The sequence below is a fragment of the Actinoplanes sp. NPDC049265 genome (genome assembly GCF_043197135.1).
Classification (GTDB): domain Bacteria; phylum Actinomycetota; class Actinomycetes; order Mycobacteriales; family Micromonosporaceae; genus Actinoplanes.
Map to the genome: position 1 here is coordinate 168,145 of NZ_JBICSP010000013.1, position 13,497 is coordinate 181,641.

The 13,497-nt window shown below is 70.0% G+C and carries 17 protein-coding genes; 8 read left to right on the forward strand and 9 right to left on the reverse strand.

Annotated elements, in window-relative coordinates; translation table 11 throughout:
* Positions 1 to 4 precede the first annotated feature (4 nt).
* Both ACGFIO_RS28485 and ACGFIO_RS28490 read left to right on the forward strand, forming a co-directional pair.
* Positions 5 to 289 carry a putative quinol monooxygenase gene (locus ACGFIO_RS28485; protein ID WP_392830264.1) on the forward strand — a complete coding sequence of 95 codons (285 nt, stop codon included), beginning with the start codon at positions 5 to 7 and terminating at the stop codon, positions 287 to 289.
* A 39-nt stretch (positions 290 to 328) separates the two neighbouring features.
* Positions 329 to 1,492 carry an alpha/beta fold hydrolase gene (locus tag ACGFIO_RS28490; protein ID WP_392830266.1) on the forward strand — a complete coding sequence of 388 codons (1,164 nt, stop codon included), beginning with the start codon at positions 329 to 331 and terminating at the stop codon, positions 1,490 to 1,492.
* Positions 1,493 to 1,586: 94 nt separating this feature from the next.
* Here the strand turns inward: ACGFIO_RS28490 and ACGFIO_RS28495 are convergent, their stop codons facing one another.
* Entirely contained in the window at positions 1,587 to 2,114 is a 528-nt protein-coding gene (locus ACGFIO_RS28495) for an HtaA domain-containing protein (RefSeq protein ID WP_392830268.1), read from the reverse strand.
* Between the two features lie 107 nt (positions 2,115 to 2,221).
* On the opposite strand from ACGFIO_RS28495, the gene ACGFIO_RS28500 reads away from it, so the two are divergent.
* On the forward strand, positions 2,222 to 2,836 hold the full coding sequence (locus ACGFIO_RS28500; protein WP_392830270.1) for a TetR/AcrR family transcriptional regulator: 615 nt from the start codon (positions 2,222 to 2,224) through the stop codon (positions 2,834 to 2,836).
* 11 nt (positions 2,837 to 2,847) lie between these two features.
* On the opposite strand, the gene ACGFIO_RS28505 is transcribed toward ACGFIO_RS28500, so the two are convergent.
* Positions 2,848 to 3,387, reverse strand: a complete 540-nt coding sequence (locus ACGFIO_RS28505; protein WP_392830272.1) for a VOC family protein — start codon at positions 3,385 to 3,387, stop codon at positions 2,848 to 2,850.
* A 58-nt stretch (positions 3,388 to 3,445) separates the two neighbouring features.
* Between ACGFIO_RS28505 and ACGFIO_RS28510 the strand changes: the two genes are divergently transcribed.
* From ACGFIO_RS28510 to ACGFIO_RS28525, 4 genes are all read left to right on the forward strand, one after another.
* Positions 3,446 to 4,216: an IclR family transcriptional regulator gene (locus ACGFIO_RS28510; protein WP_392830273.1), complete on the forward strand. Its 771-nt coding sequence runs from the start codon at positions 3,446 to 3,448 to the stop codon at positions 4,214 to 4,216.
* Positions 4,217 to 4,348: 132 nt separating this feature from the next.
* Positions 4,349 to 5,449, forward strand: coding sequence for a zinc-binding alcohol dehydrogenase family protein (locus ACGFIO_RS28515; protein ID WP_392830275.1), 1,101 nt, complete (start codon positions 4,349 to 4,351; stop codon positions 5,447 to 5,449).
* 33 nt (positions 5,450 to 5,482) lie between these two features.
* Positions 5,483 to 5,836 carry a YciI family protein gene (locus ACGFIO_RS28520; RefSeq protein ID WP_392830277.1) on the forward strand — a complete coding sequence of 118 codons (354 nt, stop codon included), beginning with the start codon at positions 5,483 to 5,485 and terminating at the stop codon, positions 5,834 to 5,836.
* Positions 5,837 to 5,930: 94 nt separating this feature from the next.
* Positions 5,931 to 7,406 carry a diguanylate cyclase domain-containing protein gene (locus tag ACGFIO_RS28525; RefSeq protein WP_392830279.1) on the forward strand — a complete coding sequence of 492 codons (1,476 nt, stop codon included), beginning with the start codon at positions 5,931 to 5,933 and terminating at the stop codon, positions 7,404 to 7,406.
* On the opposite strand, the gene ACGFIO_RS28530 is transcribed toward ACGFIO_RS28525, so the two are convergent.
* The 6 genes from ACGFIO_RS28530 to ACGFIO_RS28555 are packed head-to-tail and all read right to left on the reverse strand — an operon-like array spanning position 7,328 to position 11,789.
* Positions 7,328 to 7,810 carry an HtaA domain-containing protein gene (locus tag ACGFIO_RS28530; RefSeq protein ID WP_392830281.1) on the reverse strand — a complete coding sequence of 161 codons (483 nt, stop codon included), beginning with the start codon at positions 7,808 to 7,810 and terminating at the stop codon, positions 7,328 to 7,330. The two genes, ACGFIO_RS28525 and ACGFIO_RS28530, sit on opposite strands and share 79 nt — an antisense overlap.
* Complete coding sequence (locus ACGFIO_RS28535) at positions 7,800 to 8,996, reverse strand: cytochrome P450 (RefSeq protein WP_392830283.1); 1,197 nt, start codon at positions 8,994 to 8,996, stop codon at positions 7,800 to 7,802. Before ACGFIO_RS28535 ends, ACGFIO_RS28530 begins: the two co-directional genes overlap by 11 nt.
* 16 nt (positions 8,997 to 9,012) lie before the next feature.
* The gene (locus ACGFIO_RS28540; RefSeq protein ID WP_392830285.1) at positions 9,013 to 10,200 is read right to left on the reverse strand and encodes an NAD(P)/FAD-dependent oxidoreductase; all 1,188 of its coding nucleotides are present in this window, start codon (positions 10,198 to 10,200) and stop codon (positions 9,013 to 9,015) included.
* 1 nt (position 10,201) lies between these two features.
* On the reverse strand, positions 10,202 to 10,396 hold the full coding sequence (locus tag ACGFIO_RS28545; protein ID WP_392830287.1) for a ferredoxin: 195 nt from the start codon (positions 10,394 to 10,396) through the stop codon (positions 10,202 to 10,204).
* Complete coding sequence (locus ACGFIO_RS28550) at positions 10,393 to 10,863, reverse strand: SRPBCC family protein (protein ID WP_392830288.1); 471 nt, start codon at positions 10,861 to 10,863, stop codon at positions 10,393 to 10,395. Before ACGFIO_RS28550 ends, ACGFIO_RS28545 begins: the two co-directional genes overlap by 4 nt.
* Positions 10,860 to 11,789 (reverse strand): fumarylacetoacetate hydrolase family protein, encoded by a 930-nt coding sequence (locus ACGFIO_RS28555; RefSeq protein ID WP_392830290.1) that lies wholly within the window; start codon positions 11,787 to 11,789, stop codon positions 10,860 to 10,862. Before ACGFIO_RS28555 ends, ACGFIO_RS28550 begins: the two co-directional genes overlap by 4 nt.
* A gap of 83 nt (positions 11,790 to 11,872) precedes the next feature.
* On the opposite strand from ACGFIO_RS28555, the gene ACGFIO_RS28560 reads away from it, so the two are divergent.
* Positions 11,873 to 12,655, forward strand: a complete 783-nt coding sequence (locus ACGFIO_RS28560; RefSeq protein WP_392830292.1) for a GntR family transcriptional regulator — start codon at positions 11,873 to 11,875, stop codon at positions 12,653 to 12,655.
* Here ACGFIO_RS28560 and ACGFIO_RS28565 read toward each other — a convergent pair.
* Positions 12,652 to 13,494, reverse strand: coding sequence for an alpha/beta fold hydrolase (locus ACGFIO_RS28565; protein ID WP_392830294.1), 843 nt, complete (start codon positions 13,492 to 13,494; stop codon positions 12,652 to 12,654). The genes ACGFIO_RS28560 and ACGFIO_RS28565 overlap by 4 nt on opposite strands.
* Positions 13,495 to 13,497: the final 3 nt, after the last annotated feature.

The window sequence follows — 13,497 nt, forward strand, 5'->3', positions numbered from 1 at the left end:
AAGCATGCCGACCGAGATCATCACCCTCGTTGTCCAGCCCGGTCGCCGGGCCGAATTCCTGCAGCGGGTCCAGGAGGTGGGACCGGCCTATCTGTCCCAACCGGGCGTACAGAATGCTCGTTTCTTCACGGAGATCGACGAGGCCGACGTCGTTCTCGGTGTCATTGACTGGGCCTCCACCGATGACTTGGACGCCGCCGTCGCGAGCCCGGCCGGGCAGGCCTTTCTCGCGGCCATCGGCCCGCTGCTGGCCGGCGCTCCGCAGATCCGCCGGGGTGAATCCGTCTGACCCGCCCCCCGTTTTTCCGTAAAGCATGAAGGAGCCACGATGAGCGACGTTCGCCCGTTCCAACTCAACGTTTCCGAAAGCGAACTCGACGATCTGCGCACGCGCCTTTCCCGCACGCGCTGGCCGGCCCGGGAAACGGTCGCCGACAACGGCCAGGGGACAAAGCTCGACACCCTCCGGCACCTGATCGACCACTGGCGTGAGAAGTACGACTGGCGCCGGACCGAGCAGGAGCTGAACCGGCTCGGTCAGTTCCAGACCGACATCGACGGCGTCACCGTGCACTTCCTGCACGCGGTCTCGCGCGAGCCCGGGGCGTTGCCACTGCTCATGACGCACGGCTGGCCGGGCTCGGTGCTCGAGTTCACGAAGGTGATCGGTCCCCTGACCGACCCGGTGGCGTTCGGCGGCGACGCGCGGGACGCCTTCCACGTCATCGCGCCGTCCATGCCGGGCTTCGGGTTCTCGAGCGCCCCCACGACGACCGGGTGGTCGTTCGAGCGGACGGCGGCGGCGTGGATCACGCTGATGGAACGGCTCGGCTACCGGCACTGGGGGCTTCAGGGCGGGGATCTGGGCGCCGGGGTCTCCGAGACGATCGCCGCCCGGAATCCCGCCGGGCTCGTGGGGATGCACCTGAACTTCTCGACAGCCCAGCCGACCCCGGAGGAGGCGGCCGACGCGACGCCGGAGGAGCAACGGATCCTGGCCGACGGGCGGGACTTCTGGACCAACCGGAGCGCCTACGCTCAGCAGCAGCAGACCCGGCCCCAGACGATCGGCTACTCGCTGGCCGATTCACCGGCCGGCCTGGCCGCCTGGCTCTACACGATCTTCGAGGAGGGGTGCGGCACCCCCGAGAACGCGTTACGGACGTTCACCGAGGACGACCTGATCGACCACTTCATGCTCTACTGGTTGCCCAACGCCGGCGTGACCTCGGCCCGCACCTACTGGGAGCTGAGGCACGGGGGCTTCGCGCCGTTGGCGACGGCCGATAACCCGATCACCGTGCCGACCGGCTACTCGCAGTTCCCGGGCGATCCGGTGCGGCAGTCGCGACGGTGGCTGGAGAGCCGCTACACCGACCTCGTGCTCTTTCGCGAGGCTCCGCGGGGCGGGCACTTCGCGGCGCTCGAGCAGCCCGGTCCGCTGGTCGACGACGTCCGCGCCACGTTCCGGTCACTTCGCCCGTCGAGCTGACGGGCTCCGCACGCCGGCCGAGGAAGCGCCGAGCTCTCGGACCGGGCTCCGCAGCCCGGCCGGAGCGGCCCTGACGCTCCCGGAGCCAGGCTGCTCAGGCCGGCGACAGATGCGCGGACGCTCTCGGGGCCGGTTCCGCAACGGCCACCGGGACACCGATGTAGAGGTCGGAGAAGGGCTCACCCTCGGTGTATTTCGCGTCGAACACCGAGGTGCCGGCGTGGGTCAGGCGCACTCCCGCGCCGACGACGACGCCCCGCGAGCCGCCTCGCCGGGCCAGAAACTCGACGATCGGGATGCGGCTGCGCCGGCCGCCGGGGCCGGATCGACCGGCCGCGACCGTGAGCACGCCCCGGTCGCCGGCCAGGTCGATCCACGGGTCGGCCAGACGCACCGAGAACAGACCGAGATGCCCGGTGAAACCGACGACACCTCGGAAGATCAGCAGCCCCTCACCGGTGCCGGCGTCGAAGTCGTGGGCGTCGGCCAGCGGGAAGCGGACGTCGCCGGCGGGCCCGAGCGTGGCCCCCTCGTCGGGGCCGGAACTGGACGAGAAGTGCCGCAGGAAGCCCGCCTTGATGCCCCAGCGCAAGGTGCGCGGGGCCGAAGTGCCTGGAGACATGACCGCTCCCTTGCCGCGAGGGATCGCCGACAAAACTCAGCGTAGTTGCCAAATGGACATCTGTCCATCACAAACTAGAAACATGTCTAGTTGGCTAGGATTGACGGATGACCGACGAACCGACCCCGGGCTCAGCGATCGAAGAGGTCAGGCGCAGCATGAGCCGCTCGCCCGCGACCAAGGTGGCGAGAACGCGGCAGGCGATCTTCGAGGCCGTCGAGGCGATCGGCGACGACGGGCCAGTCACCGTGGGTGAGGTCGTACGCCGCGCCGGGATCAGCCGGGCGGCGTTCTACACGCACTTCTCCGGCCTGGAGGAACTCACGATCGCGATCATGCACGACATGGTGCAGAAGGTGTCGGCGCAGCAGCACGAGACCAGGGGGACCACGTACGCCGGCTGGCGCGAGGCCTCCACCGCCATGTTGCACCGCAACGTCGAGCACATCGCCCACAACCGGGGCCTCTACCTGAACGTGCTCGGCATGCCCGGCAGTTCCGGAGCGTTCGAGGCCGCGGTGGTCGAGCTGGCCGCATCGATCGTCGCGGCCCTGCGGCACCTCCCGACCGTACCGGCCGGGCTGAACATCGAGGACACGGCCCGCTTCGTGGCCAGCGGCACGCTCGCGATGACCGTCCACTGGATGCGCAACGAGCCGTCGATGCCGGTGGACGAGATGGTGGACCGCCTCATCGCCTGCTTTCCCGACGTGGAGTCCTGAGGCCCGTGGGATCAGGCCGACGGATCGGTCGGAGTCCAGAGCAGACGGTCCCGCCCGCTCATGTACTGCTTGCCGTTGGGGAAGGAGACGAACTCCAGCAGCATGCCCCAGGGCGACAGGAAATGCGCGAACGACGAGCCTTCACCGCCCTCGACCCCGATGCCGTCCTTGGCCCCGCCGAGGACCCGTACGCCGTGGCGGTCCAGGTCGGCCAGCGCCTGCCGCATGTCGTCGACGTAGAACGCGAGATGCACACCGCCCCAGTCACTCATGCGGGGCATGCGCCGCACCTGTTCCGGCGCCTCGTACTCGAAGATCTCGAAGTTGGAGCCGTGGCCGGTGCGCAGCAGCGCCGCGCGGGGGACACGGGATCGCGGGTCGAGGCCGAGGTTCACCCGGAACCAGTCGCCACCGGGATCCTCGAACGGCCCGATGTCGTAGAAGTGTTCACAGCCCAGGACATCGACGAAGAACCTGATCGCTTCCTCCAGGTCGGGAACGGTGAACGCGATGTGTTCCAGACCCCGCATGCCGGATACCGGTGTGTTCATCAGAGGATCCCTTCCGTCGTCGTTGCATCTTGCGTCGCGATGATCTGATACTCACAAGATGCGTTCCATTGAGCGGGACACCTCGGGATCGATGGTGGGCCGGGTCGCAGCCGTTTTCGACGCCTTCACCGCCGATGACGACGCCCTGGGCGTGTCGGAGATCGCCCGGCGGACCGGGCTGGCCAAGTCGACCGTCTCGCGGATAGTGCAGGAACTGGTCGACCATCAGTTCCTCGAACGCGGTGGGTCGGGGGTCAGGCTGGGGCTGCGGCTGTTCGAGCTCGGCGAGTCCGCCACCCGGCCCCGTGACCTCCGCCGGATCGCCACGGCGTCGATGAGCGATCTGCGGGCCGCGGTCAACCACACCATCCACCTCGCCGTGCTCGAGCGCTCCGAGGTGGTCTACATCGAGATCCTGCCGGCCCGCGGGACGCCCCCGCTGCCGAGCCGGATCGGCGGCCGGATGCCGGCCGCGGCGACCGCCGTGGGCAAGGCCCTCCTGGCCTGGTGCGACCCGGCCGTCGTGGAGGAGGTGATCGACGCCGGCCTCACCGCCACCGGGCCGAACACCATCACCGATCCGGCGCGGCTCCGGCGTGAGCTCTCCCGGGTCCGCGCGAAGGGCATCGCGTACGAACGTGAGGAAAGCGCGGCCGGGGTGACCTGCGCGGCCGCGGCCATTCGCGGCGCCGGCGGCGAACCGGTGGCCGCGCTGTCGGCCGCGGGCTGGGTGGGGAACCTGGACGCGCGGCGGGTCGGACCGGCGGTGCAGACCGCGACCCTGGCCGTCTCCCGCCTGATCGCCCGCCGTCCCGGAATTCACTTCTGAACCAGGTGTTCCGGTCACCGGGACAAGAGGTCGTCGCGGCCCGTCTGCCCTTATAGCTTCCGAGTCAGAGTGCATGCACTTACATCGCCTCGACACTCCGGAAGAGCATCGCGATAGGACAGAAGGTACGAGATGACGACGACCGACGCACCACTCACGGCGGACTGGCCCTCGGTCGACGGCGGCGCGCCGGAACAGATGCGGGCCATGCTGTTCCGCGAGTTCGGGCCACCCGAGGTGCTGCACTTCGAGACGGTTCCGACGCCACGGCCCGGGCCCGGTGAGGTGTTGGTGAAGGTCGGCGCGGTGGCGCTCGGACGGCTGCTCGACGTGGTGGCGCGGTCCGGTCGCCATCCCTACGCGAAGTTCACCTTCCCGCACCTGCTCGGAGCCGACCACGCCGGCACCGTCGCCGAGGTGGGCGACGGCGTGACCAACGTCGCCGTGGGCGACCACGTGGGCGTCTTCCACGTCATTCTCACCGGCGAGGACGAGTTCACCCGCTCCGGTCACGCCGACATCTCGCCGCGGGTGGAGATTCTCGGCACCCACCGGCCGGGCGCCTACGGACAGTACGCCGTGGTGCCGGCCGGCAACGTCCACGTGGCGCCGGACGGCGTCGATCCGGTGATGGCCGCCGCGATCGTCGGAGTCGGCCCGGTCGCGGTGAACCAGTTCGAGCGGGCCGGCGGCGTCGGGCCCGGGTCCAACGTCATCGTCCAGGGCGCCACCAGCGGGCTCGGCACGACCACGGCCATGCTGGCCCGGCACCTCGGGGCGACAGTGGTCGTCTCGTCCCGGCACGAGAGCAAGCGCGCGCGGTTGCGTGAGCTCGGCTTCGAGCATGTCTTCGACGCCGTCGACGAACGCTTCGCCGGGCAGGCCCGCGAGGCCTTCGGCGGCGACGGGGCGCACCTGCTCATCGACAACCTGGGCGCGCCCCTGGTCTGGGAGCACGGTTTCGACGCCCTGCGCCCGGGCGGGGCGGTCGTGTCGTCCGGCGCGTTCCTCGGCCACACCGTGCCGCTGAACCTGCAGAAGGCGTACAGCATCGGCATCCGCGTGATCGGGGTCCGAACGGGCACGCCCCAGACGGTCGAGGCCCTCTGGCGGGAAGCGCGGCGGGGCTTCCGCACCGTCGTCGACGCGGTCTTCCCGATCGCCGAGGCACCGGCCGCGCACCACTACCTCGAATCGGCCGCCAACGTCGGTCGCGTTGTACTGACCCACTGAAGTCCTCTTCATCGAAGCACCAGGAAGGTGATCGTGAGCGAGATCGACCAGCCCAGCCCCAGCCCGCGAGTCTTCGGACGCGACGTTCCGAAGACCCTGTTCATCCTGCGTCACCGCTTCCAGAAGTCGCCGCAGGACTTCGAGGAGGCGTACCAGGGCCACCGGGCCTACATCGACCGGAACATGGCCGACGGAACGTTCCTGCTGGCCGGCCCGGCCGTGCCCTGGGACGGAGGTGTCATCCTGGCCCGGGCGGCCGACCGGGCCACGATCGAAGCCGTGGTCGCGACCGACCCGCTGATCGCCGAGGGCATCACCGAATACACCGTGACCGAGTGGAAGACGACGGTCCGCCGGTCCGAGTTCGACGCGATCATCCCGGCCTGACCCAGCCCAAACACCTGACGTTTACCGGAACCTCAGTTTCCCCCGCCGGCGGCCGACGTGATCACCGAAAGGAAGGCGAGGAATTGAGGCGTCCGTGAGACCTGCTTCCGGCCGGCGCGTCGCGCGCCTGTTGCGGCACGAACTCGTCGAGGGGATCGTCGGCACAGCGGTCTTCCTCGTCGCCAACCACCTCGGCTGGGCCGGTGGCTTCTCGGATCAGACGCTCGTCGCCCTGTTGACACCGGCCTTGCTGATGCAGTCCTCGCGGGTCCAGCGGTGGCTCGCGGGCGGCGATCTGCGCAACCGCCTCGCCGTGCGGATGGCGCTCCACCTCGGTGTCGGTGTGACTCTCGTTGCCTACGTGACGGGCTTCGGACCGCTGGTCACGGCCGCCTACGTCGTCGCCACCGTGTCGCACCTACGGTGGTCCGGGGCACGGGCCTGGCGACTCGCGGTGCCGTTCACCATCGCCGGTAGCACGCTGGGGCAGGGCGCCATCCGGCTCGGTCTGGTCGAGAATTACCTACCCGAGCCCGTTTCCTTCGTGGCCTGGTTCCTGACGCTGTTCCTGAGCCTGGTCGTCATCCGGCAGCTGGGCCTGGCCTTCGCCTCGCGCGAGGAAGCCGATGCCCGCACCGAGCGAGCACAAGCGGCGGCCCGGTCCCAGGCACGCCGGTTCCGATCACTGGTGCAGAACAGCACCGACGTCATCACGGTGGTCGACGCCGCCGGTCTCATCACGTTCACGTCGCCATCCGCACGGCTGACGCTGGGACATCCGGCGGACGACATGGTCGGCCGGCGGGCGTTCTTCTACGTCGACGCCGCGGATCGGCCGGTCGCGGATGCGCTGACCGCCGCCGTGTTCGCCGAGCCGCTGGTCGAGCACCGGGCGGAGATGCGCTTCCGGCACGTCGACGGACAGTCGCGGTGGCATGAGGTGGTGGCCGTGAACCTGCTCGACGACCCCGACGTCGCGGGCGTCATCCTGAACCAGCGAGACATCGACATCAGGCACACCCAGCGACAGATGCTCGAATACCGCGCCGACCACGACGCGTTGACCGGCCTCGCCAATCGGGCCGCGCTGCACAAGGCCCTGGACCAGGCACTGGCTCGTCCCGAGCCGGCAGTGGCCGTGCTCTTCCTCGACCTGGACGGCTTCAAGCCGATCAACGACAGCTACGGCCACGAGGCCGGTGACGCACTGCTGGTCGAGATCGCGGCCCGCCTCCGAGGGATCATCCTGGGTACGGACAACGCGTTCCGCGTCGGCGGCGACGAGTTCGTTCTCCTGATCGGCGGCGTACGGCAGACAGCCGGCGCCGTCAGTGTCGCCGATCGCGCCATCACGGCGTTGTCTCAGCCGATCTACCTGGCCACGGCGGAGGTAACCGTCGGTGTCAGCATCGGAATCGCGCTCTCCAACGGCGCGTCCGACGGCGGCGACCTCCTGCGAATGGCCGACGAGGCCATGTACGCGGCCAAGAGTCAGGGCAAGAATCGATGGGCCACGGTGTCCGCCGACATGGTCACCGTGAACGGGTCGAGTGGCTCACCGGGCCGATAGACACGCGAGAACAGGTCGGCGCCCGCCTCGGTCAGGCCGACGTCGTGGGCCAGCCAGCGCATCTCGGCCGCGGTGGGCCGCGCGACCAGAGCGAAACGGGCGATGACGCTGGGCCCGGCCGGCGACTCGACGGTGATGCTTCCCGACGAGTCGCCCAGTTCCAGCTCCGGATCCGCGATGCGGATGTCCAGCGCACCGCCGTGCCCGAAGAAGCGAACCGCCCCGCGCGTGGACACCCGGCCGACGCCGCCGGAAACGTCGGCGTCGCGTACCGGGAAGACGATCCCCTCACCGGGCGTGACCCGGGCGCCGTCGCTGAGCACCGCCCGGCCGTCGCTCAGCGCGGCGATGTAGTCCAGGAAGCTCGCCCGGATGGCCCAGGTCAGCCGGCCCTCAAGCGGCATCGGCGGGCACCAGGCGCAGCGGGAGACGTTCGACCGAGAGCCGCGGCCAGGTGAGCCGTTCGACCGGGCCGGCCACCGAGAACGACGACGTCCGGCGCAGGAGCTCCTCCAGCACGACCCGCATCTGCATGCGTCCGAGCGGCGAGCCGGGGCAGGAGTGCTGTCCGCGCCCGAACGCCAGATGGCGCCGCTTGTCCGCGCGGCGGATGTCGAAGACCTCGGGGTTGTCCCAGGCCTTGGGGTCGAGGTTGGCCGACCCGTAGTTGAGGAAGACCGCGGAGTCGGCCGGAATCACCGTGCCGCCGACGTCGATGTCGCGCTTGGTCCGGCGGGGCATCTCCTGCTGAGGGCTGTCGATCCGCACGCCCTCCTCGATCGCCTCGGGGATCAGTTCGGGGTGCTCGCGCAGCAACTGCTGGGACTCCTGGTCCCGGGCCAGGCGGTAGATGAGGTTGCCGAGGCCGCTGGCGGTCGTGTTGAGACCGGCGAGGAACAGGGCGATGACCAGGCCCACGACCACGTCGTCGGGAAGCAGTGCCCCGTCGAGGCCGGCGGTGACGATCCGGCTGATCGCATCGGTGCCGGGGGTCTCGCGCCGGGCGTTGATCAGGGCGAGCAGCGGCGGCGCGATCTCGGCCATGAGCTCTTCCGGAAGGCGTGAGCCGGCATTGCGTACCCCGGCCGAGGTGGCCTTTTCCATCTCGCTCGCCCACCGGCCGTAGAACTTCCACTCGTCGCCCAGCCCGATGAACTCGCACAGGGTGCGCGTCGGGAACTCGTAGACGAACGTGGCGCCCAGGTCGACGGTGCCCGCGCCGATCATCGAGTCGATCAGCTCGGCCGCCACCGGCCGCATCCGGGCTTCGATCGGCGCGATGCGGTCCGGGCGGAAACACGAGTTGAACAACCGCTTGTAGGCGCCGTGCTCGGGCGGATCGGCCATCAACGGCAGAATCCTCGGCGCGCCCTCGGGCACTGTGACACTGCTGAAGACATCCGAGTCCACGGCGGCCTGCTCGGTTTCCGCGTAGGAGAAGATGCCCCACATCACGTTGCCCACGCCGTCGTCGTAGCGTGCGACGGAACCCTCGGCGAGGATGCTCTCGTAGGCGGTCAGAACAGTCTCGGCGGTGCCGGTGGCGACGTCCTTCATCGCGACGCTCGGCACCCAATCGGTGACGGTCATTGTTGCTCCTTCGGTGTCAGGCGGAGAGCGGCAACCGTTCCGGGCGAGTCGCCACGTCGGCCAGCCGGCGGCGGTAACGGAGGTGGGCTCGGTGGTCGTTGACGGTCGCCGCGGCGACGAGTTGCCCGGCGCGGTGGAACTCGGCGACCAAGCGCTGCCGGCCGGGTTCGTCGGCGACCACGCTGACGTTGTCGGCGGCGGCCGGCCATCCCACCGCCTTCAGCTTGTAGTGGTACTGGTCGGTCCAGAACGTCGGGATCGAGCGGTGGACCACGCCGGCGCCCGCGCCCGCGAAGAGGTTGGTGGCCGCGGTGATCGCCGTGTCGACCGCGTTCGTCCAGTGTTCGACCCGCCGGGGTTGCCCGGTCCACGGGTCCGGCCGGGCGGCGATGTCACCGACGACACCGATCTCCGGCGCTCCGGCGGCGAGGCAGCGCTCGTCGCACAGGACGCCACCGGACTCCAGCCGCAGACCGGAGCCGGCCAGCCATTCGGTGTTCGGCACGGCCCCGATCCCGATCACGACCAGGTCGGCGTCGAAGACCCGGCCGTCGGCCAGTCGTACGCCGCTCACCCGGGCGCCACCGAGGAACCGTTCGACCCGCACTCCCAGGTGGACGGCGACGCCGGCGTCCTCGTGCCACGTCCGGGCCCGCCGGCCGAGTTCCGGCCCCAGCGGAGTGATCAGCTGCTCAGCGGTGTCCAGCAGAACCACCTCGAGGCCGAGTTCCCGCAGCGTAGCGGCGATCTCGCATCCGATGAAGCCGCCGCCGACGATCACCGCACGCCGGGACTCGCGTGCGGCCCGGCGCAGCCGGCGGGCATCGTCCAGCGACCGCAGCATGTGCACGCCGGCCGACGGGACGGGCGCCGGCCAGGGGCGGGGCCGGCAGCCGGTGGCCACGAGCAGCCGTTCGTAGCCGAGCCGGCTCCCGTCGTCCAGCGTGACCCGCCGGCCGGCCACGTCCAGACGCACCGCGCTCCGGCCCAGCAGCCAGGTGGCGTCCAGCCCGGCGGTGTCGAACCGGCAGGATTCCTCGGAGACGGCGCCGCGCAAGAGGTCCTTGGAGAGCGGCGGCCGGTTGTACGGGCCGTGTTCCTCGTCGCCGACGATGGTCAGCGAGCCCTGATAGCCGTTCTGCCGGAGTGACTCGGCCGCGCGCAGGCCGGCCAGCCCGGCCCCGATGACGACGACGCCGGCCATGTCAGCCCTCGATCAGGATGGCGGTGACCGGGCACATCGCGGCGGCCCGTTCGACCTCGGCCCGTCGTGTGTCGTCCGGGGACTCCTCGCGGACCACCGCGACGTCGGAGTCGTCGGGCAGGTCGAAGACGTCGGGCGCCTCGATGACGCACTCGCCGTGTCCGTTGCACCGTGCGGTGTCGATGATGACTTTCATCCGGGTTGCCCCTCCCGGGCGAGCCGCCGGATCGCCTCCAGAGTGGACTGGACCGCCTTGAGGTAGTCGCCGGTCATGCCGTCGGCGTACTCCTTCTCCTGCGGGGATCCACCGACCGCGGCCGACACGGTCAGCGCGAAGCTGAAGCGCAGGCGGAGGTCACCGGTGGCCTCGTCGGCCTCGATCTCGTTGGCGATGGTGCCGAGGACCGGGCCGGAGGTCCGGGTGAAGACCACCCGGTGCGGTTCTTCGAGCGTGATGCGTTCGGTGAACCGGTCGCCGCGGAAATCGATCTCCCGGTCGAAGACCGTCGGCGAGATCGTGCCGATCACCTCGCAGTAGGTCATGTTGGGTACGAAGGGCAGCGCGTTGTTGGCCTTGAGAACCAGCCCTTGCCAGACCGCGTCCCGGTCGAGCACCGGCTCACCGGGTTCGTTGACGGGGCGTACGTGGGAAACGAAGATCATGCTTCTGCTCCTGGCTCGTGAACGGTGTTCTGAATGGCGCCCAGACCGTCGATGGTCACCCGGACCACGTCGCCGTCGCGGAGAAAGCGGCCCCGCGGCGCGCCCACCCCGGCCGGCGTGCCGGTCGCGATCACGTCACCGGGCTGAAGGGTCATCACCTGACTGGCCTCGGCGATGAGCTCGGCGACCGTACAGATCATGTCCGCGGTGGTCTCGTCCTGTTGCGGTTCGTCGTTGACCCACAGCTTCAGCCGCAGGTCCTGCGGGTCGGGCACGAAGAAGGCCGGGGTGAGACCGGGTCCCATCGGAAAGGAACTGTCGATCGCCTTCGAGGCGACCCAGTCGTAGACGAACGGCGCTCCTGGTACGACCGTCCGCTTGTGCCGCCCGCGCGCCGTCACGTCGTTGGCGACGGCGTACGCGGCCACATGGTCGAGCGCTTCGGTGACCGGGATCGCCCGCCCGCCGCGCCCGATGATCACGGCCAGCTCCGCCTCCCAGTCGTACCGGGTGACCTCCGGGTCGTGCACGACGATCGGGTCGTCCGGGCCGACGACGGTGGTCGTGGGCGGTTTGAGGAAGAAGAACGGCCGCCAGCCCTCGGCCGGGATCTCGGCCCCCATCTCCTGGATGTGCCGCCGGTAGTTGACGCCGGCGCAGATGAGTTTGCGGGGGTACCGCAGCGGCGGCAGCAGTTTCTCCGCCGTCACCGTCGGCGCGCCCTCGAAGCGCACCTCGCGGAGCACCGGCTCGGCCGCGTCCCAGTCGTCGAGCAGGTCGAGCATCGTCTCCCACTGCTTGAGCTCGGGCGGGGCGACCACCACCCCGTCCGGCCGGAGCACCGCGATCGATGCCGCCGGACCGTTGCGATAGGAGATGAGAGACCACGGAACCGGCTGACCAGGGTGGGGAGTAAAATTACCCATGACGAAAGTGTATGCACTTTGTTGTCAGCGTCAAGGTTTCCGGCTGGTCTCCACCGGCTCACGAGGTGAGGAATGATTGCTTCATGCCACGTACCACGCTGATCCCGGGCATCGAGCGGGTCGTCATCCCGGAGCCCCGCCAGGCGATCCCCTACGTCCACGCGTACCTGCGCGACCGGATCCTCGACGGGACCCTCCGGCCCGGCTCGAAGCTCTCTCAGGTAACCCTGTCGCAGCAGCTCGGAGTGAGCCGGACGCCCCTGCGTGAGGTGCTGCGGCTGCTGCAGACCGAGGGACTGGTCGCGGTCGAGCCGAACCAGCGCACCCGCGTCGCCGAACTCGACCCCGAGGAGTTGGACGAGGTCTACGGCAGCCGCATCCTGCTCGAGGTGCTGGGCATCACCCTGACCCTCGACCGGTTCGACGCGGAACGCCGGCGCACGGCCCAGAAACAACTGAAGACGATGCGTGCCTGCGCCAAGCGCGGCGACATCGAGGGGTGGATCGAGGTCCACGCCGATTTCCACCGCACCCTCACCGCCGGGGCGGGCGACACCCTCCAGCGTCAGTTGCGGCTGCACGCCGACCGGGCCGCGCGCTACATCCGGATCTACCAGGCGGCGGAGCCCCGGACCTGGGACGCGGCCGGCGATCGCGAGCACACCGAGATCCTCGACGCGCTCATCGAACGCCGGCTGAACGACGTCACCAGCGGTCTGGCCCACCACCTGGCCCGGACGGCGCTGCACGTGCTGGCCGACTGTGCTCCCGGATTCGAACCGCGCGCCGTCCCGCAGGCGGTGGCCATGGTCGACAACAACGAGGCGGCCTGGCGGGCCACCCTCGCCGCCGTCGCGTCAGCCTAGGGCTGGTCGAGGAATGAGGTGACGACGCCGAGGAAGTCGGCCGTCTTCTCGATCATCGTCCAGTGGCCGCAACCGGACAGCAGGTGCAGCCGGCTGTCCGGCAGCGCGGCCAGCAGCGGCTCACTGGAATCCCGCCACGGAACCACCCGGTCGTCGCGGCCGTGCACCATCAGAACCGGTTGCCGCACCGCCGCCAGCTCCACGCCGCTGAGCGCGAGGTCGTCCACCCACCTCTGCCGTGGCGCCGGGAACATGGCCGACCACGACTCCCGCACGGCCGGCTCCAGACTCGCCCGGTACCGCATCTCGACGAGGTCGTCGGTGATCAGCGACTTGTCGTGCGCGAAGAGATCGATGATCGTACGCATGTTGTCCAGGCCGGGCGTGTAGCCCCATACGGTGTCCAGGCCCACCGGCAGCGTCATGGGCACGCCCATCGTGCCCATCAGCACCACCCGGCGTACCGCGCCCGGTCCGGCCAGCGCCAGCGAGAGCGCGATCGCGCCGCCCATCGAGTTGCCGATCACATCGACGGTGTCGACGCCCAGGCTCTTGAGCAGCGCCTCGGCGTGACCGGTCCAGGCGGCCCGGCCGAACTGCCGGTCCTCCCCCGTCGCCGTCCCGCCGAAGCCCAGCTGGTCGGGCGCGATCACCCGGCGGGTACGCGCCAGCGCCGGAATCACCGTGCGCCAGTTCGCCGTCGCGGTGACACCCGGCCCCGAGCCGTGCAGCAGCAGAAGCGGCGGGTGGACGTGGCCGGCCGGCGGCTCGCCGGTGTCGATGACGGTCGTGGGGACACCGGCGACGTCGATGGTCACCGTGTCGAACGGTAAGGACATGGA

Excerpts from the sequence above, each read along its gene's own strand:
- ACGFIO_RS28485 (WP_392830264.1), top strand. The coding sequence starts at position 5 with ATGCCGACCGAGATCATCACCCTCGTTGTCCAGCCCGGTCGCCGGGCC.
- ACGFIO_RS28490 (WP_392830266.1), top strand. The coding sequence starts at position 329 with ATGAGCGACGTTCGCCCGTTCCAACTCAACGTTTCCGAAAGCGAACTC.
- ACGFIO_RS28495 (WP_392830268.1), bottom strand. The coding sequence starts at position 2,114 with ATGTCTCCAGGCACTTCGGCCCCGCGCACCTTGCGCTGGGGCATCAAG.
- ACGFIO_RS28500 (WP_392830270.1), top strand. The coding sequence starts at position 2,222 with ATGACCGACGAACCGACCCCGGGCTCAGCGATCGAAGAGGTCAGGCGC.
- ACGFIO_RS28505 (WP_392830272.1), bottom strand. The coding sequence starts at position 3,387 with ATGAACACACCGGTATCCGGCATGCGGGGTCTGGAACACATCGCGTTC.
- ACGFIO_RS28510 (WP_392830273.1), top strand. The coding sequence starts at position 3,446 with ATGCGTTCCATTGAGCGGGACACCTCGGGATCGATGGTGGGCCGGGTC.
- ACGFIO_RS28515 (WP_392830275.1), top strand. The coding sequence starts at position 4,349 with ATGACGACGACCGACGCACCACTCACGGCGGACTGGCCCTCGGTCGAC.
- ACGFIO_RS28530 (WP_392830281.1), bottom strand. The coding sequence starts at position 7,810 with ATGCCGCTTGAGGGCCGGCTGACCTGGGCCATCCGGGCGAGCTTCCTG.
- ACGFIO_RS28535 (WP_392830283.1), bottom strand. The coding sequence starts at position 8,996 with ATGACCGTCACCGATTGGGTGCCGAGCGTCGCGATGAAGGACGTCGCC.
- ACGFIO_RS28540 (WP_392830285.1), bottom strand. The coding sequence starts at position 10,200 with ATGGCCGGCGTCGTCGTCATCGGGGCCGGGCTGGCCGGCCTGCGCGCG.
- ACGFIO_RS28545 (WP_392830287.1), bottom strand. The coding sequence starts at position 10,396 with ATGAAAGTCATCATCGACACCGCACGGTGCAACGGACACGGCGAGTGC.
- ACGFIO_RS28550 (WP_392830288.1), bottom strand. The coding sequence starts at position 10,863 with ATGATCTTCGTTTCCCACGTACGCCCCGTCAACGAACCCGGTGAGCCG.
- ACGFIO_RS28555 (WP_392830290.1), bottom strand. The coding sequence starts at position 11,789 with ATGGGTAATTTTACTCCCCACCCTGGTCAGCCGGTTCCGTGGTCTCTC.
- ACGFIO_RS28560 (WP_392830292.1), top strand. The coding sequence starts at position 11,873 with ATGCCACGTACCACGCTGATCCCGGGCATCGAGCGGGTCGTCATCCCG.
- ACGFIO_RS28565 (WP_392830294.1), bottom strand. The coding sequence starts at position 13,494 with ATGTCCTTACCGTTCGACACGGTGACCATCGACGTCGCCGGTGTCCCC.